The 26,927-nt window shown below is 58.7% G+C and carries 21 protein-coding genes; 9 read left to right on the forward strand and 12 right to left on the reverse strand.

Annotation, left to right across the window (positions count from 1 at the left end; all coding sequences use genetic code 11):
* Window positions 1–68: 68 nt before the first annotated feature.
* The 6 genes from MGEO_RS10235 to MGEO_RS10260 all read right to left on the reverse strand — a co-directional run bounded on the left by MGEO_RS10235 (window position 69) and on the right by MGEO_RS10260 (window position 5,829).
* Window positions 69–482, reverse strand: a complete 414-nt coding sequence (locus MGEO_RS10235) for a hypothetical protein (RefSeq protein ID WP_143746262.1) — start codon at window positions 480–482, stop codon at window positions 69–71.
* Window positions 483–547: 65 nt separating this feature from the next.
* Window positions 548–1,030, reverse strand: coding sequence for an RNA pyrophosphohydrolase (locus tag MGEO_RS10240; protein ID WP_085636759.1), 483 nt, complete (start codon window positions 1,028–1,030; stop codon window positions 548–550).
* 51 nt (window positions 1,031–1,081) lie between these two features.
* Window positions 1,082–2,422: a S41 family peptidase gene (locus MGEO_RS10245; RefSeq protein WP_085636761.1), complete on the reverse strand. Its 1,341-nt coding sequence runs from the start codon at window positions 2,420–2,422 to the stop codon at window positions 1,082–1,084.
* The gene (locus tag MGEO_RS10250) at window positions 2,419–3,549 is read right to left on the reverse strand and encodes a murein hydrolase activator EnvC family protein (protein ID WP_085636763.1); all 1,131 of its coding nucleotides are present in this window, start codon (window positions 3,547–3,549) and stop codon (window positions 2,419–2,421) included. The genes MGEO_RS10245 and MGEO_RS10250 overlap by 4 nt, the downstream gene beginning before the upstream one ends.
* Window positions 3,546–5,063: a 2,3-bisphosphoglycerate-independent phosphoglycerate mutase gene (gene gpmI, locus MGEO_RS10255; RefSeq protein WP_085636765.1), complete on the reverse strand. Its 1,518-nt coding sequence runs from the start codon at window positions 5,061–5,063 to the stop codon at window positions 3,546–3,548. The genes MGEO_RS10250 and gpmI overlap by 4 nt, the downstream gene beginning before the upstream one ends.
* A gap of 160 nt (window positions 5,064–5,223) precedes the next feature.
* On the reverse strand, window positions 5,224–5,829 hold the full coding sequence (locus MGEO_RS10260; RefSeq protein WP_085636767.1) for a CDP-alcohol phosphatidyltransferase family protein: 606 nt from the start codon (window positions 5,827–5,829) through the stop codon (window positions 5,224–5,226).
* 164 nt (window positions 5,830–5,993) lie between these two features.
* On the opposite strand from MGEO_RS10260, the gene MGEO_RS10265 reads away from it, so the two are divergent.
* The 3 genes from MGEO_RS10265 (at window position 5,994) to MGEO_RS10275 (ending at window position 9,558) form a co-directional block, all read left to right on the forward strand.
* Complete coding sequence (locus MGEO_RS10265) at window positions 5,994–7,199, forward strand: ABC transporter substrate-binding protein (RefSeq protein ID WP_085636769.1); 1,206 nt, start codon at window positions 5,994–5,996, stop codon at window positions 7,197–7,199.
* 84 nt (window positions 7,200–7,283) lie between these two features.
* Window positions 7,284–8,927 carry an ABC transporter permease gene (locus MGEO_RS10270; protein ID WP_085636823.1) on the forward strand — a complete coding sequence of 548 codons (1,644 nt, stop codon included), beginning with the start codon at window positions 7,284–7,286 and terminating at the stop codon, window positions 8,925–8,927.
* Complete coding sequence (locus MGEO_RS10275) at window positions 8,920–9,558, forward strand: ATP-binding cassette domain-containing protein (protein WP_085636771.1); 639 nt, start codon at window positions 8,920–8,922, stop codon at window positions 9,556–9,558. The genes MGEO_RS10270 and MGEO_RS10275 overlap by 8 nt, the downstream gene beginning before the upstream one ends.
* Before the next feature lie 7 nt (window positions 9,559–9,565).
* On the opposite strand, the gene MGEO_RS10280 is transcribed toward MGEO_RS10275, so the two are convergent.
* Complete coding sequence (locus tag MGEO_RS10280; RefSeq protein ID WP_085636774.1) at window positions 9,566–10,348, reverse strand: WecB/TagA/CpsF family glycosyltransferase; 783 nt, start codon at window positions 10,346–10,348, stop codon at window positions 9,566–9,568.
* A 248-nt stretch (window positions 10,349–10,596) separates the two neighbouring features.
* On the opposite strand from MGEO_RS10280, the gene MGEO_RS10285 reads away from it, so the two are divergent.
* From MGEO_RS10285 to MGEO_RS10310, 6 genes are all read left to right on the forward strand, one after another.
* A complete protein-coding gene (locus MGEO_RS10285) occupies window positions 10,597–11,739 on the forward strand; it encodes a Gfo/Idh/MocA family protein (protein WP_085636826.1) in 1,143 nt (380 codons plus the stop codon).
* A complete protein-coding gene (locus MGEO_RS10290) occupies window positions 11,727–12,662 on the forward strand; it encodes an NAD-dependent epimerase/dehydratase family protein (protein ID WP_085636778.1) in 936 nt (311 codons plus the stop codon). The genes MGEO_RS10285 and MGEO_RS10290 overlap by 13 nt, the downstream gene beginning before the upstream one ends.
* Entirely contained in the window at window positions 12,659–13,912 is a 1,254-nt protein-coding gene (locus MGEO_RS10295) for a glycosyltransferase family 4 protein (protein ID WP_085636781.1), read from the forward strand. The genes MGEO_RS10290 and MGEO_RS10295 overlap by 4 nt, the downstream gene beginning before the upstream one ends.
* Window positions 13,912–14,880 carry a glycosyltransferase gene (locus MGEO_RS10300; protein WP_085636784.1) on the forward strand — a complete coding sequence of 323 codons (969 nt, stop codon included), beginning with the start codon at window positions 13,912–13,914 and terminating at the stop codon, window positions 14,878–14,880. Before MGEO_RS10295 ends, MGEO_RS10300 begins: the two co-directional genes overlap by 1 nt.
* A 12-nt stretch (window positions 14,881–14,892) precedes the next feature.
* Window positions 14,893–17,001 carry an NAD-dependent epimerase/dehydratase family protein gene (locus MGEO_RS10305; RefSeq protein ID WP_085636786.1) on the forward strand — a complete coding sequence of 703 codons (2,109 nt, stop codon included), beginning with the start codon at window positions 14,893–14,895 and terminating at the stop codon, window positions 16,999–17,001.
* A gap of 134 nt (window positions 17,002–17,135) precedes the next feature.
* Window positions 17,136–18,275, forward strand: coding sequence for a nucleotide-binding protein (locus MGEO_RS10310; protein WP_085636789.1), 1,140 nt, complete (start codon window positions 17,136–17,138; stop codon window positions 18,273–18,275).
* Between the two features lie 5 nt (window positions 18,276–18,280).
* Here MGEO_RS10310 and MGEO_RS10315 read toward each other — a convergent pair whose 3' ends face one another.
* The 5 genes from MGEO_RS10315 to MGEO_RS21390 form a co-directional block, all read right to left on the reverse strand.
* Window positions 18,281–19,615 carry a Wzz/FepE/Etk N-terminal domain-containing protein gene (locus tag MGEO_RS10315; protein ID WP_158091005.1) on the reverse strand — a complete coding sequence of 445 codons (1,335 nt, stop codon included), beginning with the start codon at window positions 19,613–19,615 and terminating at the stop codon, window positions 18,281–18,283.
* Between the two features lie 186 nt (window positions 19,616–19,801).
* Window positions 19,802–20,749, reverse strand: a complete 948-nt coding sequence (locus tag MGEO_RS10320) for a hypothetical protein (protein WP_085636795.1) — start codon at window positions 20,747–20,749, stop codon at window positions 19,802–19,804.
* Window positions 20,750–20,755: 6 nt separating this feature from the next.
* A complete protein-coding gene (locus MGEO_RS10325) occupies window positions 20,756–25,333 on the reverse strand; it encodes a MupA/Atu3671 family FMN-dependent luciferase-like monooxygenase (protein WP_085636798.1) in 4,578 nt (1,525 codons plus the stop codon).
* Between the two features lie 2 nt (window positions 25,334–25,335).
* Window positions 25,336–26,355 (reverse strand): glycosyltransferase family 2 protein, encoded by a 1,020-nt coding sequence (locus MGEO_RS10330; protein WP_085636800.1) that lies wholly within the window; start codon window positions 26,353–26,355, stop codon window positions 25,336–25,338.
* A 5-nt stretch (window positions 26,356–26,360) separates the two neighbouring features.
* Window positions 26,361–26,927 (reverse strand): thioesterase domain-containing protein (locus tag MGEO_RS21390; RefSeq protein WP_158091006.1); only part of this gene is annotated, 567 nt, incomplete at its 5' end.

Consider the following 26,927-nt stretch of genomic DNA (forward strand, 5'->3'; position numbering starts at 1 on the left):
AAGAAGCCTCCAGACTTCGACTTCTCCGATCCTACACAGCATGGCGGTGCCTCTTCCTTATCAGCGAGCTACTCCGGAACGCAGGTTTCACCCCTGAAACAGGACATAACCTGTCGTTCCTGGGCATCGGACGGTTCGGAATACGTCATACCCGGACAGGGGCCGATCTCCATCACCCACACTTGGCCGTCCTTCCGAAGAAATGTCAGATGCAGTCCCTTTGTCGTGGCACCGCACCACGGGCCAAGACAGGACACGCGCAGGATCACGTCGCGTTCAAAGGGTTTGGTAAAACCATCGCGGGTGAGGGACCGACCTGCCAACCAGGCTGGGATTTCGACGCTGTCGCGCATCCACGATTGGCGTTGGTCCATCCGGTTGGGCAACGCGGACTCTTCGAAGTGAAGTTCACCGCGTACAACGATGTAGGTTTGGTCTGACTGTGCCGCCCGCGCGTAATCGCGGGCGATGTCGGGTGCCATGCAACTCAATGCCCACGACGGCTGGGCCAATGCGGCAAACGCTGCAAAAAGACCCGACCGGAGGATCACAGGTGATCCTTGAACGCCGCAAGGACACGTTCGTAAACGTGCCGTTTGAACGGAACGATGTTGTTAATGAGCCGATCCGGCTGCATCCATTGCCAGCGGCTGAATTCCTGATGCTCGGTGGCGATATCCACCTGGTCATCCCGCCCGTTGAACCGCATCAGGAACCATTTCTGTTCCTGCCCGCGATACCTCCCCTTCCACAGCTGGCCGACGAGATCGTGCGGCAGGTCATAAGGGATCCAGTCTTTGGTCTCAGCCTCGACCTTTACGAGGTCAGCCGTAACGCCGGTTTCCTCCCAAAGCTCGCGCAGCGCGGCGTCGCGGGGGCTTTCACCTTTGTCCACACCGCCCTGGGGCATCTGCCAGGCAGGTCCCGGATTGTCGATGCGCTGGCCTACAAAAACATGGCCATCCCGGTTGACGAGCATCACGCCGACACAGGGACGGTATGGGAGACGGGCAATGTCTTCGGGGGTCATCTTGAGGCTTTCGTCAGGATGCGGCGCGGGACGGCCCGCGCCGCATTTGGCTCAGTCTTTCGAGGGTTGAAGGGCGGTCAGACCCTTGAGGATGTCGATGGCATAGGCCAACTGGTAGTCCTCTTCGCGCAGCGCAGCCGCAGCTTCGGCCTTGGCGCGATCAGCCTCAATCTGCTGAATCTCATCCTCGGTCAGGCTGTCATTGTCGAGGCTGCCGCGGAGGTCTGCCTCGGAGCGGTTGAAGACGTTGGTCTCTTCATCGTCCTCTTCGCTTGCTTCGGGACGGCGCGGTTGGGCAACGACAATATCCGGTGACACGCCAAGCGCCTGGATCGAACGCCCCGACGGTGTGTAGTAGCGCGCGGTGGTCAGGCGCATGGCACCGTCGCCCCGCAGCGGCATAACGGTCTGGACAGACCCCTTACCGAAGGACTTTGTGCCAACGACAATGGCCCGACGGTGATCCTGCAGCGCGCCCGCAACAATCTCCGACGCGGAAGCTGAACCGCCGTTGATCAGCACAACGATGGGCTTGCCCTCGGCAAGGTCACCCGGCGTCGCATTATAGCGGTCACCATCTTCAGGATTGCGGCCACGGGTACTGACGATTTCGCCCTTGTCGAGGAAGGCATCGCTGACCCGGATCGCCTGGTTCAGAAGACCACCGGGGTTGTTGCGAAGATCGAGAACGATCCCTTCGACATTCTCCATTCCGCCTGCCGCTTCGACCTGTTCGGCAAGACCTTCTTCGAGGTTGGAATAAGTCTGGTCGTTGAAGGTGGTCACACGGAGCACGACGGCATCGCCCTGAAGTCGGGTGCGCACGGCCGTCAGCTTGATCGTGTCGCGAATGATCGACACGTCGAACGGTTCGGTTTCACCTTCACGGACAACAGTGATGATGATTTCCGATCCGACAGGTCCCCGCATCATGTCGACCGCTTCGTCAAGCGTCAGGCCCAGAACGGATTCGCCGTCAACATGCGTGATGAAATCACCCGCTTCGATTCCGGCCGCATCGGCAGGCGTGCCATCGATGGGGGAGACCACTTTGACAAACCCGTCTTCCTGAGTGACTTCGATCCCGAGACCACCGAACTCGCCGCGCGTCTGGACGCGCATATCGGCTGCATCATCCGGCGAGAGGTAGCTGGAATGCGGATCGAGAGAGGTGAGCATGCCGTCAATGGCGGCTTCGATCAGATCGCCTGCATCCACCTCTTCGACATATTGTGCGCGGATCCGTTCAAAAATGTCACCAAACAGGTCAAGCTGTTCGTAGACGCTTGTGGAACGGGCGCTTTCCTGCGCGATCAGTGGGCCGACGAACTGGGTCGTGGCCACGATGCCCGCAAGTGTGCCGCCCATGGCCGCCATGACTACTTTTTTCATTCGGTCCTTCCCTTATCATCTGTGAACCACCCGAGGGGGTCCTCCGGCGTGTCGCCGAGTCTGACCTCTATATAGAGCGTTTCGGACAGCGCTTCGCCAGCCCTTTCACCGGATGGTGATTGAATATCGTCCGGGCTGCCCTCCGGCCCGCCCATCAAACCAACAGGGCTGCCTTCGGGAAGCACCTCGCCGGTCTCTCCGAATACGGTATCCAAACCGGCAAAGACGAAGAGGATATCCGGCTCGGGTTCAAGAATACTCACCAGGCCGTAATCCAGCAGCGGACCCCGGTAACGGATCGTTGCGGCCGTCGGTGTCGTGACCAGCGCGCGCGGCCGGGTCGCAATCAGAACACCGGGGCGGGTCACGCCCGCTGCGTCGGTTTCACCAGCGCGGCGCAGAATCTCGCCGGCCACAGGCAGCGGCAGCGTGCCCTTGCGGTTGCGCGTGGCGGGCAGATCAAGGTCAGTTTCGTTTTCTGAGATCTGGCTCAGACCAGCCGCAAAACCATCGAGTGTCTCCGTCGCCGCGATCAGCAGAGCCGTCTTGACAGGATCCTCTGTGAATTTACGCGGCAGATCGGTGCGGTCGGCCATTGCCTGGCTGAGTTGTGCGCGCGCGGCCTGGACATTCGCCAGACCTGATTGAAGCGTATTCGCGGCGTCCTGCTGAAGCTGTCGCAACACGGACGCTTCCTCGACATCGGCGCGCAGGTCTGCGGCCGCATCCGAAAGCGCCGGTGTGACCGACGCCATCAGCAGACCTGCCCGCGCGGCGCCGATCGGGCCATCCGGATGCACAAAGCTCTTGGGACCGGCGGTATTCCCGAGCGCAGACAAGGCCGCAAGCAGCCGGGTCACTTCCGCATCGCGTGCGTCAAGGTCGCGGCGGAGTTCGGTTTCCCGGATCGACGCAGCCCTGAGCCCGTCCCGCATCGCGGCGAGTCCTGTCTCAAACGCCTGCACCGCTTCGGTCAAAGCGCGGACCCTGTCGCGCGCGGTGTCAGCCGCATCGAGCCGGGCCGTGGCCTCTTCCAGCTGACGCATCGCGCTCTTCGCCGCTTCGGCGGGTGTCTGCGCCGCAATCGGTGTGCCAATCAGGCATATTAGAACTGCCAGGAGCCTCATGTGCGGATCAGGCTTGCCCCGGTCATTTCCTGTGGCTGAGGCAGCCCCATCAGAGCCAGCAGCGTCGGTGCCAGATCGGCCAATCGCCCATCGGCAAGCGAGGCTCCCTCTGGCCCACCGAAAAGCACTACGGGAACGAGGTTGGTTGTATGCGCAGTATGTGGCCCGCCGGTTTCGGGATCGACCATGGTTTCACAATTGCCATGGTCAGCTGTGACGATCATCGCGCCCCCAGCTTTTTCGACAGCGGCCAGAACCTTGCCCAGACCGGCGTCCACCGCTTCACACGCCTTGATCGCCGCATCCAGATCACCCGTGTGCCCGACCATGTCGGGATTTGCATAGTTGGTGACGATCAGATCGTACCCAGCCTCCACCGCCGCGACGAATTTCTCGGTCACTTCTGCGGCAGACATTTCAGGTTGCAGGTCATATGTAGCCACGTTCGGGCTCTTTGGCATGAACCGGTCTTCCCCCGCTTCCGGGGTTTCCTGCCCACCGTTGAGGAAGAAAGTGACATGCGGATACTTTTCAGTTTCGGCAAGCCGGTACTGCTTCAGCCCGTGTTTCGCCACCCATTCGCCCAAGGTATTCACGATCTCCTGCTTGGGATAGGCAGTGGTCATGTAGGCATTGTGAGCCGTCGAATAATCCACCATGCCCAGAAGCGCTGAAAGCTGCGGTCGCTCGCGGTCAAAACCCTCGAAATCAGACGCGCCAATCGCGGCGAGGATTTCGCGCGCGCGGTCAGCACGGAAATTGAGGCAAAAGAACCCGTCACCCTTCGTCAGCCCGGTGTAGCCCCCAATCACGCGCGGTTCGATGAACTCGTCGCTCTGATCTGCGGCATACGCGTCGGCAACAGCCTGCTGTGCCGTGTCGGCCCCGATTCCCTGTCCTGTGATCATCGCATCATAGGCGCGCTTCACACGGTCCCAGCGGGTGTCGCGATCCATCGCGAAGTACCGCCCGATGACGGTGCCAATCGATGCGGTGTCAGGAAGCGAACTGGCCAGATCATCTACAAAGCCGCTGGCCGAGGTCGGTGCAACGTCTCGTCCGTCAGTGATCGCGTGGATGACCACAGGCACACCCTGATCGGTCAGAAGTTTTACCGCGGCCTTGATATGGCTGATATGCCCATGCACACCTCCGTCCGAGACGACGCCCATCACATGCGCACGGCCTCCTGACTCTTTGACCTTTTTCGCGAAATCGAGGATCGCGGCGTTCCCGAAAAAGCTGCCATCTTCGATGGCGAGGTCGATCTGACCAAGATCCATCGCCACAACGCGGCCCGCTCCGATATTGGTATGCCCTACCTCGGAATTGCCCATCTGCCCGCTTGGCAGGCCCACGTCCGGACCATGTGTGACGAGCGTCGCATGGGGACATGTGGCCATCAGATGATCCATCGTCGGCGTGTTCGCCAGTTTCGGCGCATTTGCGGTGGGGTCGTCGCGCAAGCCCCAGCCGTCCAGGATGGTCAAAACGACAGGTTTCGGGGTTGTCATATGCGGTGTCCTCTGCTCGACCCGGCCTTGAGCGGGGTTTAGCAGAGGTGTCACCGGATGTGGAGAGGCCGCTTATCCGTATACATTGAACCGCTCACGCAGTCCGACCGTTTTCGGGCGCCTCCCGGCCCATTTGACAATGACCAAGCAGGGCAAGGCGCTAGCCGAACATCCGCCACCCTGCCAACCAACGGGTCAGGGTGGTGAGCGCACACAGTGCCGCGAAGGTATAAGCAAGCCAAGGGAACGCCGCCGGGAAAAGACACATCGCCACGAAGAGCGCGATGGTTTCAGTGCCTTCAGTCAGACCGCCAAGATAGAAGATGCCTTTGGTCGGATACTGATCGGAGGTGATGCCGCGTTTTTCGGCGATGATCGAGAACGCAAGGAAACTCGATCCGGTGCCAATGAAACTGCATATCAGCAGGGCGGCAGGAAGCGCGTTCGTCATCGGATCATGCAGAGCGAACCCCAGCGGAAACAGGCCGTAGAACATGAAATCAAGCGCAATGTCGAGAAACGCCCCCCGATCCGTTGGTCGGGTCAACCGTGCGACTGCGCCATCAAGGCCATCTGCAAGCCGGTTGAGAGCGAGGCAGGTCAGGGCAGTTGCAAAAAGGCCCGCAGCAGCGGCGAGCACACCGATGATCCCGAAACCGAATCCGATCAAGGTGATCTGATCGGCGCTGACCCCATGCGCGACAAGCCATCGGGCCGGGCGGTCGACGGCACGTTTGACGAATGGCAAGAGGGCGGCATCGAGCATTACCGGTGTCCTTATCAGAGGTCGGACATGGCATTATCGGGCCGAACGACGCGGGTACACTGAAATCTTGCACACCTGTTTGTCATTTGACCGGAGGCCGGAAACGCTGGTTTTTTCCACGCCATTCGGTAAGTGAACCTCAACGATCAAAGGAAAGACCCGTTATGCGCCTGTTGTTTGCCGCCCTTTTTGCCACCATGACGGCGGTCGCCGTACAGGCCGAACCAGATCCGACCGATTGGGAGGCCGTAACAGAAGAGGCGCGCGGGCAAACGGTTTACTGGAATGCTTGGGGTGGCTCGGACACGATCAACAGCTTCATTGGTTGGATCGGAGATCGGGTACAGGATGAGTACGGCGTCACACTCGAGCATGTGAAGCTTTCCGACACAGCCGAGGCAGTCAGCCGCGTTCTGGCCGAAAAGACGGCCGGAAAGGATGAGGGTGGCGCGGTCGATATGATCTGGATTAACGGCGAGAATTTTGCTGCGATGAAGCGGCAGGATCTTCTGTTTGGTCCCTGGGTCGAGTCGATGCCGAGCTGGGCCAAGGTGGATGTGGCAGGCAAGCCAGCGGTGATTTCCGATTTCACCGTGCCGACCGACGGGCTCGAAGCGCCCTGGGGCATGGCGCAGGTGGTTTTCTATTATGATGCCGCGCGGCTCGAGACGCCGCCGACGACAATGAACGCCCTAGCAGACTATGCAGCGTCCAATCCGGGTCGGTTCACCTATCCCCAGCCCCCCAACTTCCTTGGATCGACATTTCTCAAACAGGCGCTGATCGAGTTTGTACCGGACATGTCGGTCCTTCAGGCCCCGGAGGAGGAAGCCGACTACGAGGCCGTGACAGCTTCGTTCTGGACATTTCTTGACGATCTGACCCCAACGCTTTGGCGTCAGGGGCGTGCCTATCCACAGAATGAATCTCGCCAGATCCAGCTCATGGCAGATGGTGAGATTGACCTGGCGATAAGCTTCAATCCCAATGAAGCCAGCAACGCGATCGCCAACGGCCAACTTCAGAACAGCGTTCGCAGCTACGTGATGGATGCCGGCAGTATCGGAAACGCAAGTTTTGTCGCGATCCCTTACAACGCCAGTGCAAAGGCAGGCGCTATGGTTGTGGCGAACTTCATGATGTCGCCAGAGGCGCAGGCCATGATGCAGGATCCGGAGGTCTGGGGACTGGGCACCGTTCTGGACATTGCCAAACTATCGGACGACGAACGCGCGAAGTTCGAGGCGCTCGAGATGGGCGTCGCGACACTTCCGCCCTCGGAACTCGGTGCCACCCTGCCAGAACCACATCCAAGCTGGATGGTCCGCCTGGAAGAGGACTGGGCAGAGCGTTACGGCGTCGCGCAATAGGCGCACGGCGTGTCCACCAGCTGTGACCCGGCAACGCGGCGTGCCAAACTGCTTCCCTGGGCGCCGGTTCTGACACTTGCTGTCATGGTTGGGCCTGTGGTTGCCGGCGTTTTGGGCACTCTGGCACCGGCATTCGGATACCTGCCTGCGCTGGGTGGCGACAATTTCGGTCTCGCTGCATTTCGCATGCTCTTTGAATGGCCCGGTGTCTTCCGCGCGTCTGTCCTGAGCGTGACTACCGGAGTCGCTGCAACCGTGCTGTCGCTGTTGGTGGTTGTGTTGATCTGCGCCTCTTGGAGTGGCACGCGGGCTTTTCAGATTATCGAGCGGATGCTCTCTCCACTTCTTTCGATCCCGCACGCCGCCGCCGCCTTCGGGCTTGCGTTCCTGATCGCACCGTCCGGGTGGATATCGCGGGCCACCTCTCCCTGGCTGACCGGCTGGGAGAGGCCGCCCGACATTCTGATCCTGCAGGATCCTTTTGGTCTTTCGCTTATTGCCGGTCTCGTCGTCAAAGAAGTGCCTTTCCTTCTCTTGATGACGCTGGCAGCGCTCAATCAAATCCGCACTGCGCAAGCCCGGGATACCGCGCTCGCGCTGGGGTATGCGCCGGTAACGGCTTGGATCAAGACCGTGTTCCCCAGAGTCTACGCGCAGATCCGACTACCGGTTTTTGCTGTTCTCGCGTTTTCGATGACGGTGGTGGATGTGTCGCTGATCCTTGGACCGACGACGCCGCCGACGCTCGCGGTTCAGATTCTGAAATGGATGAACGACCCGGATCTGAACATGCGGTTCCTGGCGTCGGCGGCTGCCGTCTGGCAGTTGGGTCTGGTGATTGGAACACTGATCCTGTGGCGTCTCGCGGAACGGCTGATGGCGGGCCTGGGGCGAAACTGGGTGATTTCCGGTGGCCGGGGCGGCGCGACGGGCCTTTTTCGGGGAGTGTCGCTTGGCGCGGCCGCACTGAGCGCTGGTGCCATTTTCTTTGGTCTGCTCGGACTTTCTGTCTGGTCCTTTGCCGGGTTCTGGAGCTTCCCCGACCTTCTCCCCGCTGCGTTTTCCACCAAAACATGGATGCGCCATATGATGAACCTGTGGCCAATAGTGACGGAGACACTTGTCATTGCGTGCGCGGCAACCATGGTTGCGCTTGTCCTGACCCTTGCCTGCCTTGAAGCGGAAGAGCGGCACGGATTGAGACCAAGCACAAAGGCTCTCTGGCTGCTTTATGTGCCCCTGATCGTACCGCAGATCGCATTTCTGACCGGGCTTCAGACACTGGCGATCTTTACCGGTATCGACGGAAACCGGATTGCAGTGATCGTGGTGCATGTCATCTTTGTGCTTCCTTATGTGTTCCTGTCTCTGGCAGACCCGTTCCGCAACTGGGATGCTCGCTATGGTCACGTTGCGCGAGCACTTGGAGCGGGATGTGACGGAGTTCTTTGGCGCGTTCGTCTGCCCATGCTGCTGCGCCCTATCCTGATTGCCTCTGCCGTAGGTTTTGCCGTGTCCATCGGACAGTTCTTACCGACGCTCCTTGCAGGGGCCGGACGGGTGCAGACTCTCACGACCGAAGCCGTCGCTCTGGCATCCGGGGGTGATCGTCGCGTGATTTCGGTGTATGCGCTGAGCCAGACAGCGCTGGCGCTTCTGCCTTTTGCTCTGGCGCTTCTTTTACCTGCCATTGTCTGGCGCAATCGCAGGGGGCTGCGCCATGCCTGAACCCGGACTGACACTCGAGAACGTCATCATCCGCCGCGACGGGCATGTCCTGGTCGAGATCTCGGATAATGTTGCACCGGGTGAGGTGCTGACAGTGATGGGCCCGAGCGGGTCCGGGAAAAGCACCCTGCTGTCATATGTCATCGGGACACTGGATACGACCTTTTCGGCGCAGGGGCGTGTCGTGTTGAACGGTGCCGACATAACCGACCTGCCGCCCGAGGCGCGGCATGTCGGGATTCTGTTTCAGGATGAATTGCTCTTTCCGCATCTGTCGGTTGGGCAGAACCTTGCCTTCGGGCTGCACGCGTCAGTCAAGGGGCGCCCGGAACGTATGCGCCGGATCGAATCGGCACTCGAGGATATCGGCCTCGCAGGATTTGCCGACCGCGACCCAGACACACTGTCCGGCGGCCAGAAAGCGCGGGTGGCATTGATGCGTATGCTGCTGTCGGCACCAAAGGCGTTGTTGCTCGACGAACCATTTTCGCGACTGGATACAGAGCGCCGCGATCAGATCCGCACGCTTGTATTTGAACAGGCTCGTGCGAAGGGCTTGCCTGTGCTGCTCGTGACCCATGACACCGCTGACGCAGATGCGGCGGGGGGGCGCGTTCACCGGCTTGATTGATGGGAAATCAGACGACCGTCTTTTGCGCTTTCGGTCCGCCGCCAGTTCGCAGGATCAAGGCGTGCCCCATCTCGGCAGGCAGGATCATTGCGCATTTGGCATAGCGAGGAACCATACGCGCTGGCTGCAATGTCGCCCGCCAGAGCCATTCCATAGCGATGGCGCGCACCCATTTTGGCGCCCGGATTTGCGTTCCGGTGAAGAAATCGAGTCCCGCGCCGATCGAGACAAAGCCGACTTCCGGCAGTTTCCGCCGCCCGTAGGCCGCGAACAGTTCCTGCTTGGGAGCTCCAAGCGCAAGAAACGCGACATCGGCACCGCTATCCTCAAGTTCAGCAAGAACCTTGTCCGCGGACGTCCCGGTTGGATCGAAACCCATCGGAGGAGAGATCGTCGTCACCACCCGCGCGCCGGGGATTTCGTGCTCGAGATATGATTTGGCACCTGCCAGAGCCGCATCGGTGCTTCCGACGAGCGCCAATGTCTTCGACTGGGCCGCAGCGATCTTGGTGATCGGGAGAATGGCATCCGAACCCGGGATCAACTCTACCGGACGGCCCGCCATATGCGAAAGCCAGACAATTGGATTACCGTCAGCCACAACGATATCCTGTTCCGCGTAGGCATCCCGGAACCGGGCGTCGGCACGCAGTTTGACCAGATGGTCAAGATTGATGGTGGCGAGCGAAAAACCTTCGCCTTCTTGGAACCGGCGGGTCAGTTCGCGGGTCAGTGTGGCCCAATCGGGCACGTTGACGGGTACATCGAATGCCTGCCCCCAAAAGCGCATACACGCCTCCTGTTCGATCTTTGTGGTACGGGTTACTGAACTCATTGGGCCAAATCGGGGCGGAAGCGCTGCAAAATCAAGACATGATATAAAGAATACGCTGCATTGCCGCGAGAAAAACCAGATTTGTCGAATTATGACCATTATTGAGTGCTTTAACGAGCGCGTTACCAGTGCAGGCCAAAGAGCAGACCCGTGAGCCAGAGATCGAACCCAATAGCACGCAGCCCGTCCTGCGACTGCGCCCCATGGGAGGTCGCAGCGTGACAGGTGTTGTGTCGATCATCGGATGTGGCTTTGTGGCCGACCTGTACATGCGGTCACTGCAGGCAATGGATGGACTGACGGTTGCGGGCGTGTACGACCGCGATCCTGCGCGGTTGAAGAAATTCTGCGATCACTGGTCTCTGACGGCGGTCGGATCACTGGAAGAGTTGTTGGATCAGCACCCCCGCAATGGGGTGGTTCTGAACCTGACCAATCCATCAGCGCATTTTGAGATCAACTCGGCCTGCCTCGCTGCGGGGTGCCACACCTATTCGGAAAAGCCGCTGGCGATGACAGTGGACGAAGCGAAACAGCTGCATCGGCAGGCGGAAAAGGCCGGGCTTATGCTCGCCTCAGCACCGTGCAGTGTTCTGGGAGAAGCCGCGCAAACGCTGGGACACGCGCTCCGCAATGGCATCGCCGGTCCTGCTCGCGCGATCTATGCAGAGCTGGATGACGGATTTGTACCACAAGCGGCGTATAAGAAATGGATCTCGGAATCCGGTGCGCCGTGGCCCTATGAAGATGAGTTCCGCGTCGGGTGCACACTGGAACATGCGGGCTACTATCTGGGTTGGCTGATCTCATGGTTCGGCTCGGTCCGCACGGTCGTCGCCGCGTCGGCTGAGACCATCCCCGACAAAGAAGGGACCGGCCCCTTTGCGCCGGACCTGTCAGTTGCAACGCTGTTCTTTGAAAACGGGCCGATGACACGTCTGACCTGCTCAATCGTAGCCCCCCACGATCATCAGATTCGGATCATCGGCGATGACGGAGTCCTTTCCTGTAAGGCGGCATGGGACAACAGTGCAAAGGTGACATTTGCCAAGCGGATGACGATACGCCGCCGGTTGATGGAATCCCCATTCCCAAAGACTGTGAAGCTTTCTCAGCCGACACACCCCAAGGTCAAACGCTGGGGGGCTGCGGCGATGAACTTCATGCTTGGGCCGGAAGAAATGCTGGATGCGATAAATGCCGGTCGACCCTCACGCCTGTCCAACGACTTCGCGCTGCACATGACCGAAGTAACACTGGCCATGCAGAACGCCGGTGAGACCACAGGTGCTCAGGCGATGACAACCCGCTGCAATCCCATGGAACCGATGCCATGGGCGATGTGAGACGAATCCTGATCACGGGCGCGTCCGGTTTCATCGGTCAGGCGACCGTAAAGGCCGCTCTGAACGCGGATCTTGAGGTCGTCGCGGTTCAGAGGCGTCCCGGGCCCGAACAGGCGGGCATATCTTACGTGTTTACGGACCTGACCCAACGGACCGCCATTTCAGATCTCAGCGAAGCGATGCAGAACTGCGATGCGGTCATTCATCTGGCTGCCGCGATGTCTGGCGATCCGACCGATCACAAGCGTCTGACCATCGGCGGAACCGAACACGTTATTGAAGCGATGCAGCAGGCAGGGGTCGGGCATCTGACTCTGGCAAGTTCCTTGGCCGTGTACGACACCCGCCAGATTCCCATAGGTGGTGAGTTGACCGATGACTGTCCGCTTGAACATCCGTCAATGTCGCGCGACTCCTATTCCGGAGCAAAAGTCAGGCAGGAATCATTGGCCCGGGCCGCACGCTTCAAGAGCCTTTCCATCCTGAGGCCCGGGATCGTCTATGACGAAGAACACCTGTGGAACGGGCATCTTGGTATTGGGCTTGGCCCCGTTCTTCTGCGCATCGGAAACAACGACCCTCTGCCGCTTTGTCACGTAGAACGCTGTGCAAAAGCGTTGGTTCTGGCAACACTCCATCGCGTGAATGGCACCTTCACGCTTGTCGATCCCACGCTTCCAACCCGAGGCCAGGTTATAGGCGCGTTGCAAAAAGCGGGCTGGCCCAAAGCGGTCGTTCCTGTGCCGTGGCAAATCCCATTTGGTCTGGCCCGTTTGTTACGACCTGTTTCCGGCAACCTCCCGGGACTCCTTCGTGAGGCGGTACTGCGTCAGCGGTTGTTGCCCATGCAGTTCCGGCTGCGCGCGCCATTTGGCGAAGATCAACTCCCCGACCCCGCACCCGACTGGGGAGAGTTCGCATGACCCTGCAAAAAATTGCATATCTGACGGGAGAGTATCCGCGCGCCAGCGATACATTCATTCAGCGTGAGGTGGCAAACCTGCGGGCGCTGGGGCACGAGGTACTGACCTGCTCAATCCGCACAACCGGCTCGGAGCATCTTGTCGGACCGGAACAGCGTGAAGAGCACAAACGGACTTTCAAGGTGCTTGATGCTGTGCGTAACCCGGTCACGACAATTAAGGCGCACATACGTTGGATGAAGTCGCCTGGACGGTATCTCTCTGCTTTGGCGCTGGCTTGGCAGACTGCGCCGAAAGGTGTGAAGGGCAGACTCTATAATCTCATCTATTTCATCGAAGCCGGAGTTCTTGCCTCGAAGCTTGCCGATGAAGAGGTCACGCATCTGCACAACCACATCGCTAAAGCTTCATGCACGGTCGCGATGCTGGTTGGAGCCCTGTCAGATATCCGTTGGAGCTTTACGATTCACGGACCTGATATCTTCTTCGAACCCCATCATTGGCGGATCGATGAGAAGGCCGCACGGGCATCCTTTGTGGCCTGCATCAGCCATTTCTGTCGTTCACAATTGATGTGTTTCGCTGATCAGCAACACTGGAGCAAGCTTCATCTCGTACATTGCGGCGTCGATCCTTCGCGCTATGCACCGGACTCCAATCGCTCCGGTTCCACAGCTTTGTTTGTAGGTCGCCTCGCGGACGTGAAAGGTGTTCCTGTTCTGATTGAGGCCGTGTCGCAGCTTTCCGGAAAGCATCCCGATTTGACGCTGCGCCTTGTCGGCGATGGCCCGGACCGGGCCACACTCGAAGCGGAAGTCGTCAGGCGCGGTTTGCAGGACCGTGTGCACTTCCTGGGATACAGATCACAAACCGAGGTGGCCGCGGAACTGTCCCGGACAGATGTATTCGTCCTGCCGAGTTTTGCCGAGGGCGTGCCCGTTGTTCTGATGGAGGCCATGGCGGCACAGGTTCCGGTCCTGACAACAAGGATCGCCGGGATACCGGAACTGGTTGAAGACGGCGTTTCCGGAAGACTGGTCCCGCCCGGTGACGTCACTGCCTTTGCCGAAGCGCTTGACGCGTTGCTGTCCGACGGCGCCTTGCGAGTACGCTATGGGACGTCCGGGCGGGCCAGGGTTGTGGCAGAGTACGATGCTGCACAGGAAGCGCGCTGGCTGTCCGAGCTGATCTGTTCGTACGCGAATGATGGGCCGAAACCCGGCCTTCGCCCCAGTGAAGGGTTAAGTTGATGAGTGTCGATGTTGTTCTGATAGGCCGGAATGAAGGGGACCGTCTGGTCAAATCCCTTGCCTCTGTCATGCCTCAGGCGCGACGGGTTGTTTATGTCGACAGCGGATCGACGGATAACAGCGTCGCCCATGCCGAGTCCGTAGGAGCGACCGTGGTCGCACTTGACATGTCGGTTCCTTTCACCGCCGCACGCGCACGAAACGTGGGGTTCGCGGCATTGATGGAAGCACCGGAACCGCCCGAGTTCGTACAGTTCCTTGATGGTGACTGTATCATGGCTGCCGGTTGGCTGGATGCCGGCGAGGCCCGGCTTCGGGAGAACTCCGAACTTGGGCTTTTGACCGGACTTCAGGCTGAACTGAATCGGAACATAACCGTCTTCAATCAGATGTCGGACGTCGAATGGAAGCGACCGGCGGGTGAGATCGACGCCTGTGGCGGCAACATGATGGTCCGTGTTTTAGCGTTCCAAGCGGTTGATGGCTTTGATCCGACGGTGATCGCTGCCGAGGATGACGAATTCTGTACAAGGCTGCGCAAGGCAGGGTGGAGGCTGATCAGGATCGAACGGGACATGTGCCTCCATGACGGCGGTCATCTGAGGTTTGAACAATGGTGGAAACGCGCTGAACGCACCGGACATGGATTTGCGCAGGTGGGTCACATGCACCCGGAATACTTCGTACGGGAACGTCGCAGAGGTTGGATCTACGGCTTACTCTTGCCGTTCATCGCGGTTTTCGGAGCGGTCTCGTCGCCTGCCGTGCCAGTGCTGGTTCTCGGGGTATATGCCCTGTCTTTCTTCAAAACGATGCGGGGCTTGCAGGGGATCGGATTGCCCGCGGATGAGGCCCGGCGACATTCCATCTTCCTGACGCTGTCCAAGTTTCCAAATCTCATTGGCATGATCCGCTTTCACTGGCGGCGTCTGAGCCACGCGCAGATGCGCATTATCGAATACAAGTAAGGGGTGAGACGAATGGCGTCTTCCAAGATCCGCGTGGGCCTTATCGGGGCCGGGTATATCGCAAGTTGGCATGCAGACGCGCTCCGCGCGACCGACGGTGTCGAGATCACAGCCGTATGCGACCCATCTTCAGCGGCAGCAAGGTCGCTGGCAGACGGGTTGGGTGTGCAAGTGTTTGCGGACGTATCCGACCTGATTGAGGCTCGGGTTTGCGATGCCGTTCACATTCTGACGCCGCCACACCTGCATCACACGCTGGCAATCCAGTGCCTGAAAGGCGGGTTACACGTGCTTGTCGAAAAGCCGGTTGCGACGTCGGCGGAAGAAACTTCAGAAATCGAAGCGGTCGCCCGGGAAAACGGAGTCCGCTTTCATCCCGGGCACAACTTCATGGGGCTTCCCTCCTACGAGCGGCTCAAGGCGATGCTTACGAAAGGCGAGTTGGGCCGGGTGTCTGTGGCCGAGGTCCATTGGTGTCTGCCGCTCGCGCCTCTGCGGTCCGGTCCATTCGGGATCTGGTTGCTGCGGGAGCCGAAGAACCTTCTGCTGGAACTTGGACCTCACCTGATGGGATTCATCGTCGATTTGTTCGGTGCTCCTGACATCCAGTCCGTGCATCTCTCCAAACCGGTTGATCTGCCGGGGGAAGACACACGCCATCAGGCTTGGCGCATCATGGCACAGGCTGGGGGCGTGGATGTGTCGCTGACCATTTCAATGGTCGAGACGATCGACGATCGATCCTTGACGCTGCGGGGGTCATCCGGGCGGGCACGACTGGATTTTGCGGCCGACACTCTGGTGGTGGAACGGGAAAATGCGTCGGATCTCGTCTTGAATCCGTTGCGGAAGCAGCTTGACCTCAGTTGGCAGCACCTGTGCGAAGGCGTTGGCAACACGTTAACGCAGGTCGCTTCGCTGAACCGCAAATCGCCCTACGCGCTGAGCTTTCAGGGAATGAACGCGGCGATCTATGATGCGCTTCGGAGTGGGAAAACGCCGGACGACAGGTTTTCCGGCGCAAGTGCTGTGACGGTGATGACCGCATTGGATCAGGCATTGGAACATATCCCGTCCGCCTTGCTCAAACCTGCGGAGCCCAAGAAGAAGACCCGCGACCCGAAACCGACGGCCATGGTGATCGGCGGAACAGGTTTCATTGGACGGGCGCTGACCCGCGCGTTGGTCGCAAAAGGACAAGACGTTCGCGTTCTGAGCCGGGGTCGGTTCGGTCCGTTTCCGGACCTGCCTGACGAGGTCGAAACCGTTGGCGTTTCACTCTACGACAAGGCTGCGCTGGTCGAAGCGATGCAGGGCATCGACGTGGTTTACAACCTTGCCCGCTCGTTGGAAGGCACATGGGAGGAAGCACTGGAGCACGACGTAGGTGTAGCTGTGCGGATTGCCGAGGCGTGTCAGGAAGCCGGGGTCAAACGGCTGGTCTATACCGGCACAATCGCCAGCTATGACATGTCATCGCCGTTGCAAAAGATCACCGAAGACGTTCCCTTCCCCGACGATATGAGCGACCGAAATATGTATGCCCGGTCCAAGGCGGAATGTGAAAAACGGCTGATGGAGATGCATCGAAGGGACGGGCTGCCTCTGGTCATTGCGCGACCGGGGATCGTGGTAGGCCACGGTGGTCCACTTCAGCACTGGGGCATTGGACGCTGGCACGGTGCTGGCGCTGTTCGGATTTGGGGCAACGGTCTGAATATCCTGCCCTTCGTATTGATCGACGATGTGGCTGACGGATTGATCCTGATGGGCGAACATCCCGATGCCGTGGGTCAGAGCTACAATCTGATCGGAGAACCCATGCTCTCTGGCCAAGGTTATTTCGACGCAATCCATAAATCGCTGGCGGCGCGCATTCGGGTGAGCACCGGAAATCTGACGCTGTTCTGGGCGGCGGATGCGGTAAAACATGTTCTCAAAGTATATGCACTGCGCCGTCGTGGGTTAACACGGCCCTCTCTGGCCGACTGGAAAAGCCGGGCGCACCTGTCCCCGTTCGTCAACACGAAGCCAAAGCAGGAACTTGGGTGGAAACCGGAGACAGACAAAGCCAAATTCATCGAGGAGGCTATTGGAAAAGCCAATCTGTTTGGCTTCTGATCGCCGTCATTTGATCAACAATCCCCTCAAATAGGACGTATTCTTGACAGAATGACCTGACAAAACCGAGGGGAATGACCCTGCCCGCGCAGGCCAAAACCGGACACACTTATGCCGAGCAATGAGGCTCTGACATGACCGAGCAGCCAAAATTCCAGCGCCGGAAACGGCGCGGAGCGAATACGGCTGCCGAACAGGCACAGCCTGTTGCGGTGAATGCACCGGATTCGCGTGTCGCGGAACTCGAAGCGCTACTTGCGGAAAAAGAAGCGCTGCTCCAACGCCAGGCCGAATTGGAAGCCGAACGGCTGCAGGAAGTTGCGCGCAAGAAAGATGCAGAGCGGGCTGAACGACTCGAATCCGAACGCAAGCTGGCCGCCGAACTGGAAAGCCGAAAGCAGCGTGAGGCGGAACTCGAAGCCGAACGCGCGCGCGAGGTAAGGCAAGAAGCGAAACGTCAGGCTGCCAAGACAACTGAACCCAAAACTCCGCTTGTTCTCGCAACGGCTCCCAAGCCGCATGTCGCGCCGGAGCCAGTTTTTGACCCGGAATCAGTCTGGCACGAACTGGATCGTTTTGAACTGGATGCAAAACGGCTCGCCCAACGCAATGTGGTGACGGCGCTTCGCCAGGACCCGGCTCATACGCGGTTCGACATTCTACGCACCAGAATGCTTCAGGCTCTTTCAGAAAACGGCTGGAAACGCGTCGCGATCACGTCTCCGACCAAGGATTGCGGCAAGACCTTTACCACAGCCAACCTCGCTATCAGCCTGTCCCGACAGGAGAACTGTCGGGCGGTGGTGCTTGACCTCGATATGCGAAGCCCGAGCTTGCACAAGGTCTTCGGTGTCACAGATACGGGATCCATCGGGGACATGCTGCGCGGTGAAATCGCAGTCGAGCATCATCTGCAGGGATTTGCTCCGAACAGCATTTCCGCTGGTTCTCATGTGGCCTTTGGTTTCAATGGCGTTGTGGAACCCTACGCGGCAGAATTGCTCCAGGATCCGTCAACCAAAACAGCGTTGCACGAAATCGAGGACCGGTTCCAACCAGACGTCATGTTATTTGATCTCCCGCCTGCGCTGCTCAATGATGACGTGATCGCGATGCGGCCCCATATCGACGCCCTACTGATCGTTGCCGCAGGTGGAGCGACGAAGGCAAGTGAGATCAAAGAAACTGAGCGGCGCCTCGGAGAAAAAATCCCACTTCTGGGGGTGATCCTGAACAAGGCGGAACACACAGAACAGAGTGACTACGCGTACTGACCGCTTTACTGAGCGCTGCGCGGGGTCAGGTTGAAGCCCGTCATTTCGCCAAGCTGTTTGGCCGCAAGACCGATCAATCCCACAAGCAACGCAACCAGAACTCCCAGTCCGAATTTGGAACCGTTGGATTTCTTTTTGGTCGGCACGGATGCGCCCGTTTCGATCACCGGAACCGAGATCACTGGACGTACACCAAGCACACGTTCCATTTGCGCTGCATTGCGGATCGGCGGGTTCAACATCTCCAGGACAAAGGCGATGCCCACTGCAACAAGAATGCTGGCCAAGCCACCGAACAGCGCGATCGACCGCTTGCTGCGGGACACCGGGTAGGTCGGAACGATAGCAGGCTCCAGCACTTCGAACCGCGCCAGTTGACGCTGTTCTTCGAGGCTCTGGCTCATCTCGGCATCCGCTTTGCGGCGGGAGATCACGGTGAACTGCTCATTCAACTGGGTCAACTCACGCTCCAGCGATGCGAGCTCCCGCTCAACGGCCGGGGCACGTGCCAACAGAGCGTTGATCTGCGATACGCGATTTTCGATCAGGGCAATTTGATCCTGCAGAACGGCCACCTGGCGTTCCAGCGCCTCTGGACGCACGCGGCTGCTGTTCGATTCAAGGCCAAGGGTCTGCTGACGAAGGGTCAGGAGCGATGCGTTGAGCGTGGTCAGCTCACCTTGGAGAACAGTGATATTCGCGGGAAGGAGTTCCGCATTTGCGGTTTTGAAATCAGCAATCCCTGCTTCTGCGGCAATGATCTCTTCGCGGATGCGCGCTTCTTCCGTGTTGAAGAATTCCAATTCGACCTGCGCACGATCAACACTGCGCGCACGCGCCTCTTCCATGACCCGTGCAAGAAGATCATTGGCGACATCGGCTGCCTTCTGAGCCTCGCTCAGATTAACGTCGATCACCATACCGGATACCGACTGGTTCGGCTGCCAGGCTTCTCCGGCAAGGATTGCATCAATCGTGACTGACTCGCGCATAGCCGTCAGACGCTCGGTCAAGGTCATGCTCGGATCTTCGCTAAAGAGATCATGGACCTCCATGATCTCGAGCAGAGAGCCACGAGACATGACACGCTGTTCGATCAGACGCACGGTACGGCGGGCATCGAGACTGGCGCGGGTGTCAGTCATGGCGCCTGCGCTGGTGTTGGTTCCGGCGACCTGAGCGTCTTCGATCTGGACCACGGCGATGGCGTTGTACACCGGCGTACGGGTCAGGGCGACAATTACAGAAACAACACACCCAATGAGGGTGATCAGAACAATAAGACCAACGCGCCGCTTGATTGCGGAGAAGACCTCTTCGAACGACTGAAAATACAACACGTATTCAGCTCCAGAACTAAGGCCCCCGCCTTGCCCAATGTGCGGTCAAACTGTGACCGTGTGCCTTGGACAAGACACAATTTAGCCAAAAAAAGGCAAAATTGCGACAGCAAAGGACGCGCGAATTGGAAACAACGCGTTTCCACGTGCTGCCTTTTCGGACGTCGTCTGAGACAGGAAAGAGCGTCAGTTCGCCGGGATACCGGTGACCGGAAGTTGGGACACAACATCCCATACTGTTTGCTGCATAAGCCTTGCCAGCAAGGGACTTGGGGCCTGTGCAGGCGTGCCATCCGCGCGGTTCAGCTGTGCCGGAAGTCCCACCGGAGAGCGCTGATACAGGACGGCGAAGTGCGTCAATGCCACGAGGTACGATCCAAGATCGTTCACATGGATCGCGTCGAGAGAGCCATCTTCGAATCGGGCGAAAAAGTGTTCGCGTGACGTAATTCCATCCACGCCTTCCCCAGCTTCGATCCGGCGAACCAGTTCAGCAAAGACACGTCCGGCAGGAATAACGTAAATCGGATCGGCATCAGGAGCCGAAGCCATCGCCTGGGCAATCAGAATACCTTCCCAATATCGCTCTGGATCGGCGTCCAAACGCTCGAGCCAACCTTGTGGATCGTTCAGATCATGCCAGGATTCGTACAGAAAGATTCGAATATCAGGATTACCGTCTCGTGCGGCTGTTACCCACTTCTCAAGATAGAGCGGCGACTCAAAGTATTCGATCGCGGCTTCAATCTCGACCATCTCGGTCAGAACGAAAGTGTCGTACGATCCACTTGCAAGCGCGTCTTTTGCATCGCGGTAGCGGTCATGGGCGTTTTCCGTCTCGAAGCCCTGGATCGGCTCATCCGGATTCCAGTGTGCCCTGAGCGGAGTTCCCCAGCCAAGTTGCGATGCGTAGTCGTGCCCGGCCATCTGCGCCAGCATTGCGGGCATGTCGCGCCCGACCAGGGAATGTCCGAGATGGAACACGGTGAGGGGGCCATCAGGCGCGGGCAGCGGCGTCTCATAAACCGCCGCCAGCTCTTCGGAGGTCAGCGTTTTTGGCTTTCCGAAATACACAAGCCCAACCGCACCGCAGACGGCTGCAGCAAGTCCGGCGATAAGGGCACCCTTCGCCATGCGCTGTCAGGCTTGACGACGTGCCCGCATCGCGCGTCGGCGGGCCATTGCATCCGCTCGGGTCTGCGCCCGATCTTGATGCGTCGGTTTCGCGATGGGCGTTACGTTTGACGGCGGGCTGCCGGTCAACTGGGATCCGCCTCCCAGTCTCGCAACACGGTCAGCCAGGGCACCGAGTGTCGGGAACTGAAAGATGTCGGTGATTGATAATTTCGCGACATCCAACCTGTCCCGCATTGCGCGATGTGTCTGAACAGCCAAAAGAGAGTGGCCGCCAAGTTCGAAGAAATTGTCTTCAGCGGTGATTTCCTGCACACCAAGAACCTCGGTCCATATAGCTGCAATGCTCTGGCGCAGTGTCTCATCCGCTTTCCCCGCACCTTGCTCAGGCGAGGACACTTTTGGTTTCGGCCGCGCCACCTGAGCGACCGGTGCCGGCAATGCATTTCGGTCGATCTTTTGGTTTGGCGTGACCGGGAACGCATCCAGTGTCACGACATGAGCGGGGATCATGTAGTCTGGCAACCGCTTGGACAGTTTGGCGCGAAGAGCGGCGGGTTCGATCTTGGATGCGCCGATCACGTAAGCAACGAGGCGAACATCGCCAGGTGTATCCTCGCGCGCAAGAACAACCGCGCTGGGTACATCTGCAACCTCTTGAATCGCACTTTCGATTTCACCCAGTTCAATGCGGAAACCCCGCAATTTGACCTGGTGATCCGCCCGGCCGAGGAAATCAAGCCGCCCATCCGGGCGACGCCGGACCAGATCGCCGGTACGATATATCCGGCCCTCTGCAAACGGGTTGTCGCGGAAGCGTTCTGCGGTCATCTCTTCACGTTTCCAATATCCGCGCGTTACTCCATCGCCACCGATCCACAGTTCGCCAGGTTCACCGACACCGACAGGCGCAAGCGTGTCATCCAGAACATAGAGCTGGGTGTTCGCAATGGGCAGCCCGATATTCACCGTCGCCTCAGCGGCGGTCGCAACTTCTGTGGAGGACCAAATCGTTGTCTCGGTCGGTCCGTACATGTTGGTGATCACCGCGCCGGTTGCCGTACTGAGATCGGCCACAAGTGAACCTGGCAACGCTTCCCCACCGAGGAAGAGATGTCGCAACCCGCGCAATTGAGCACGCGCGTCGTCGTCCATAGCGATCATCCGGGCCATAGAGGGTGTGCATTGCATATGGGTGACGTCATGCCTTTTGAGCATCGCCGCAATCGAGAAATCCGTCTCGTCGTGATCGACCGACGGCGCCGAGAGCCGGACAACTTCGGCAAGCGGCTTGAGCCCTTCCAAGACCTGATCCGCATCGATCCCGTAGTCGATCAGACAGGCAATCTCGGCCACGCCAATCGCTTTGAGTTGCTCAACCCGCTCCAATGCGTCTTCGATGGTGCCAAACAGACCACTGCCGTTGAAATACCGCTCGAACGCGAAATCAAGGATACCTTCAAGGTCGTCCTCACTCAGATCACCAAGGTTCAGCTCGAACGCATTCTTAACGCCTTCCGGTCGTTTGAAGGCAGGGAACGCCCAAGCATATTGCTTGATCAGACCAGCCGCAGACCGAAGATAGTCCTTCATGGGTTCGCGGGCGATCTCTCGGGCTTTCTCACGCGTCTCAGCAAGGCAGGTGTGCAACATCAGAGTGACGGTAAACCTGTCCGGATCATGTCCGGCATCGCGCAAGGCATGCCGATAGATCTTGATCTTTTCCGCGACCTCTTCGACGGACTGACCAAGCAGGTGCGTCAGAACATGGGCACCGTTGCTTCCAGCTTCGCGCCAAGTGTCCGGGTTGCCGGCTGTGGTCACCCAGATCGGCAGCTCTTTTGACACCGGGCGTGGCTGTGTCACGACCTCATGCATCTGGCCATCCTTGCGCGGGAAGGCGACAGGTTCACCACGCCACAGTTTTCGCACCTGTTCGATGGCCTCGAACATGGCAGGCTTATTATCCGGTGGCGTATTTTCCGGGCGCAGAACGAAATCATCCGGCTGCCATCCACTGGCGATGGCCAGACCGGCGCGCCCGTTGGTGAGGTTGTCAATCACCGCCCATTCTTCGGCTATGCGTGCGGGATGGTGCAGCGGAGCGACGCAGCTTCCCGCACGCACACCAATCTGCTTGGTGACCCCTGCCACCGCAGCCCCTGTGACCGATGGGTTGGGATAAGGACCACCGAATGCGTGGAAGTGGCGTTCGGGCGTCCAGACGGCGCAGAACCCATTCTCATCCGCGAACTTTGCGCCTTCAAGAAGCAGCCGGTACTTGTCTCGTCCTACTCCATCATCGTTGCCCCAGTAGTAGATCGAGAACTCCATCCCATCGCCGGAATTGCGCGATGGACCACCGGAAATCACTCCGCGTTGACTGGAGCTGGGCAGGACAACCTTGTTGCCGCGGGCCATCGTGTAAAACAGCTCAAGAACAGAGATATCGAAGCTGAGGCTGGTTACGGCCAGCCAGGCCGCCGATTCCTGATCGGGTATAACTGCGTCCATGCCCGCATAGAAATTCAGCACGTTGCGATGTTCGACCATCACACCTTTCGGCTGACCGGTGGAGCCGGAAGTGTAGATCACATAGGCGAGGTTTACGGCAGACGCGGTTGGCTCGGGATTGCCGATATGAGCAGATGCAAGCCGAGGATCTCGGTCCAATACAAGAAGATCTGCATCGGTTTCGGGCAACTGGTTTTCAATCCCATTTTCGGTAATCACAACAGCCGCCCCACTGTCGGTGAGGTAGTGCGCCAGGCGATCCTTCGGATAGTCCGGATCAAGTGGTAGATACGCCCCGCCCGCCTTCAGGATCCCGAGCGCACCTGCAATGAGATCCGGGCTGCGTCGGCAATGCAAACCGACCATCGTATCCGGCCCGACCCCCATTGCACGCAGGGTATGCGCAACGCGGTTGGCGTGTTCGTTCAGGGTTGCATAAGTGATTTCGGACATTTCGAACACCAAAGCGATCGCATCAGGTGTTCGCGCGACCTGCGCTTCGAAGGCGGCATGCATCGTCGTCGGTCCATCCAAGGCCGTTTCCGTCGCATTATGTGCGCCCAGAACGTTTCCTCGTTCGTCGGGAGGCAGCAGGTCAATGGCGTCCACACCGTCTCCACCTGCAAGCTGATCTGCAATCCACTGAACGCGGCGGATCAGAATGTGTGCAAAATCAGGGGAGATACGGCCTTCGTCGATATGAGCGGCGACACCGGCCTCTGTTTGTTCAAACGTAATCGCGGTCTCTGGGACAGGCCCCGCGTCCAGCGACATGCCCAAAGCAGGCGTTTCCGGTACTTCCAGCGTTGGGTCACGGAGTGGCAGATCAATGGCGAAACCGGTATCGAGTTGCGGAAACTCGTTGCCAAGCGTGTCCAACCTCTGGGGAACCCACGCATTGACCAAGCCATTGTCCGCATCCTCTTTCAGCTTTGGATTGGTAACCGCGATGACTGTGTCTTGGTGCGACGCCAGACGAGATGCCATCAACCCAACCGCTTTGACGAGGTGCGACCGGTTGATTTCAGTCTGAATGGTGTTGAGAGACGGCGCATCCTCACGCGCAAAAGGCAGAGACAGTGGGACGCTGCCCGACAGTTGGCGACGCCAGAAGCCATCCTTCCGCGCGACCGCCCGCATGGTTTCGGTAATCGCGGTTCGTTCGGTCAGGTCAAGGCTGTTCAGGACATCTCCCAATTTCACGAGCTTTTCCAGATGAACCGATTTGCCGCTGACATCGGTCAATCCGGACAGTCGAAGGGCTGCATCGGTACAGGCAATGGTGACTGCCGTATCGTCTACTTCGATAACCGTTCCTGCAGCCGCGCTGCTTTGGGTCACTGCGCCCTGGCCTACATGCACAATTCGCTCACCCAATCGAAGTTTAGGCGTGCAGAGCGGGTTCCAATACGTGCCGTGATCCAGTGCCCGGATCATTCTCAGGACAGCATCGGCAGGCTGATCGAATTGGAGCAGCCCATTTGCCTCTGGTCGGTCTGTCAGCGCATGGTAGCTGCGTTGGAACATATCCTGCGCATGGCGATTTGGCATCCCACCAGTCAGTTCTGACAAAAGGTCAGGAAAGCTGGTTAGGCCAGCCTCATAACACTTGGTATTGAGCGTCAAAGCGGTGTCATCCGGCGACAGATCGAAATGGCGCTGAACAAGGATGTCCCCGGTGTCCACGCCTTCGGCAATCAGATGCCACGTGATCCCGTGTGTCGGTTCGCCATCAAGCAGCGCCCATACCGGTGCATTCAGGCCAGCGTGTCTTGGCAATGGTCCATCGTGAAAGTTGATGGCTCCTTTACGTCCAAGAGCAATCACCTCTGGCGTGAGAATCTTCAGGTTGGCAATACTGAAAACCCAGTCGACCGTCAGACCATCAAGCCGTGTCGCCAGATCGGCGCCATGCGGCTCTACCCGAATACCTCTCCCATTTGCCCAGCCCACAAGATCCGGATTATCCGTGACAAGCACCATCAGACTGTGTCCCTGACCCAAGAGCGTTTCAGCGCAATGCTGGGTCAGGCTTTCGTCGCCGATGATGATGCTGTCAAAATGGGGCATAGTCAGTCCACGCTGGTCTGAAGGGTTGTTTTGGGATGAGGGCTGATGGCCCTGATCGACGCGTTAGGTGTCGGTCGGAAAAACGCCTGCACATCGTGCGAGATCAGATCCCGGATAAAGCGATTGGAGTCGGTATTCGGTTTCCGCTCGACCATACGTCGAACCCGCCAGAGCGACGTTCCAACGGCATTGAGGACGGTCGCGGCAACTGCGTAGGCGCGACCATAGTTCTTGCTGTAGAAATACCAGCGGCTTTCATACCAGTAGGGCGGTGTCCGTTTCCAACTACCCATCCCGGTCGAGACCGACCCGATATGACACACGCGGCTTTCGCGAACGAAGTGCACCTCGTGTCCAGCACGTTGCGCACGCAGGCACAGGTCGGTTTCTTCGAAGTATAGAAAGAAGGTCTCGTCGAAGAGGCCAATGTCATTGAGAACACGTGTCCTAGCGAGCATTGACGCGCCGACGATCCAACCCACCGGACCCGACGTATCGGGCACATGCAAAGGAAGGACGTACTTCCTGAGCATCCGTGTCACAGGACCCATGCGAATGGAGGCTTCAAATTCGGACGCGAGGCCGGGAAGGCGGAACGCACTGCAATGATCGACGCCGTCTTCGCCCTGAATCCAGCTTCCTGCTATGGCCGCTTCGGGATGTGCGTTCAGATGTTTGACCAAAGCCGCGAGTCCGTCCTGTTCAACAGTCGCGTCCGGATTCAGGATATAGACGAATTCAGCATCTGGGCAGAGGTCAAGCCCAGCGCGAATACCGAAATTGTTTCCAGCCCCAAAGCCGCCATTGTGACCGGATTGAAGGACCTGAACATCGAGATGTTCGGGCCAAGACGCATCTTGCACGCCCGCTTGCATTTTCTTGAAGGAGTCATCCGGTGAGTCGTTATCGACCAGGACGATCACTCCATCGAAATCAGCCATGGCAACTGCCGCCGACTGCGCCGCAAGAACAGCCAAATCCGGGGTCTTATAATTGAGAACAACAACGACAATACTCGTCATACTATTTACTCCGCTGCCTGTTTGGCACTGAAAGACACAACATTTCCTTTACCACCCATCTTGGCTTCGGTGGTGGTGATGACATTGCGCAGATGGCTCCCAAGAACCCGTACATTGGGTTCAAGCACCATGCTGTCGTGATCGCCGGGGACTTCGAAGACCTCGATCTGCGGCGTGAACTGCCCCCAGTCGTTGTCGTCGAAAAGATAGGCCCGTTCGTGGTTCACCAACTGACCGCCGGACACTGTCCAAGCGCCCACCAAAGGAGGCCGGAACAACGCGATGCGACCGTCCCAGGGTTGCATTTGGTATTCCGCAACAGCCTTAAGGAAGGCGTGCTCTATTTCGGCATTGTGGAAGCTGTGCGCAGTATGAGTTTCCGCCTGCACACGTCGTTTCTCGATTTCCCATGCAATGCGGTTGCGAAGCCAGACAAAAGGATAGGTCACGCCCTTTCGCCGCGTTTCCTGCCATTGGATCAAGAGGCGATCTTTTCGGCTGAGTGGGCGGCGCTGCGGCAGGGGTGTGTCCAACAGTACGACCAGTGCAACTTCATCGCCCATAGCCCTAAG

It is taken from the genome of Marivita geojedonensis (assembly GCF_002115805.1).
Lineage (GTDB): Bacteria > Pseudomonadota > Alphaproteobacteria > Rhodobacterales > Rhodobacteraceae > Marivita > Marivita geojedonensis.

What these genes read in the sequence shown, in the direction of transcription:
- MGEO_RS10235 (WP_143746262.1), bottom strand. Translation starts at nt 482, where the DNA reads ATGGCACCCGACATCGCCCGCGATTACGCGCGGGCGGCACAGTCAGAC.
- MGEO_RS10320 (WP_085636795.1), bottom strand. Translation starts at nt 20,749, where the DNA reads ATGGCGAAGGGTGCCCTTATCGCCGGACTTGCTGCAGCCGTCTGCGGT.
- MGEO_RS10285 (WP_085636826.1), top strand. Translation starts at nt 10,597, where the DNA reads ATGGGAGGTCGCAGCGTGACAGGTGTTGTGTCGATCATCGGATGTGGC.
- MGEO_RS10280 (WP_085636774.1), bottom strand. Translation starts at nt 10,348, where the DNA reads ATGCGCTTTTGGGGGCAGGCATTCGATGTACCCGTCAACGTGCCCGAT.
- MGEO_RS10295 (WP_085636781.1), top strand. Translation starts at nt 12,659, where the DNA reads ATGACCCTGCAAAAAATTGCATATCTGACGGGAGAGTATCCGCGCGCC.
- MGEO_RS10300 (WP_085636784.1), top strand. Translation starts at nt 13,912, where the DNA reads ATGAGTGTCGATGTTGTTCTGATAGGCCGGAATGAAGGGGACCGTCTG.
- MGEO_RS10305 (WP_085636786.1), top strand. Translation starts at nt 14,893, where the DNA reads ATGGCGTCTTCCAAGATCCGCGTGGGCCTTATCGGGGCCGGGTATATC.
- MGEO_RS10310 (WP_085636789.1), top strand. Translation starts at nt 17,136, where the DNA reads ATGACCGAGCAGCCAAAATTCCAGCGCCGGAAACGGCGCGGAGCGAAT.
- MGEO_RS10250 (WP_085636763.1), bottom strand. Translation starts at nt 3,549, where the DNA reads ATGAGGCTCCTGGCAGTTCTAATATGCCTGATTGGCACACCGATTGCG.
- MGEO_RS10275 (WP_085636771.1), top strand. Translation starts at nt 8,920, where the DNA reads ATGCCTGAACCCGGACTGACACTCGAGAACGTCATCATCCGCCGCGAC.
- MGEO_RS10240 (WP_085636759.1), bottom strand. Translation starts at nt 1,030, where the DNA reads ATGACCCCCGAAGACATTGCCCGTCTCCCATACCGTCCCTGTGTCGGC.
- MGEO_RS10325 (WP_085636798.1), bottom strand. Translation starts at nt 25,333, where the DNA reads ATGCCCCATTTTGACAGCATCATCATCGGCGACGAAAGCCTGACCCAG.
- MGEO_RS10290 (WP_085636778.1), top strand. Translation starts at nt 11,727, where the DNA reads ATGGGCGATGTGAGACGAATCCTGATCACGGGCGCGTCCGGTTTCATC.
- gpmI (WP_085636765.1), bottom strand. Translation starts at nt 5,063, where the DNA reads ATGACAACCCCGAAACCTGTCGTTTTGACCATCCTGGACGGCTGGGGC.
- MGEO_RS10265 (WP_085636769.1), top strand. Translation starts at nt 5,994, where the DNA reads ATGCGCCTGTTGTTTGCCGCCCTTTTTGCCACCATGACGGCGGTCGCC.
- MGEO_RS10245 (WP_085636761.1), bottom strand. Translation starts at nt 2,422, where the DNA reads ATGAAAAAAGTAGTCATGGCGGCCATGGGCGGCACACTTGCGGGCATC.
- MGEO_RS10330 (WP_085636800.1), bottom strand. Translation starts at nt 26,355, where the DNA reads ATGACGAGTATTGTCGTTGTTGTTCTCAATTATAAGACCCCGGATTTG.
- MGEO_RS10260 (WP_085636767.1), bottom strand. Translation starts at nt 5,829, where the DNA reads ATGCTCGATGCCGCCCTCTTGCCATTCGTCAAACGTGCCGTCGACCGC.
- MGEO_RS10270 (WP_085636823.1), top strand. Translation starts at nt 7,284, where the DNA reads ATGGTTGGGCCTGTGGTTGCCGGCGTTTTGGGCACTCTGGCACCGGCA.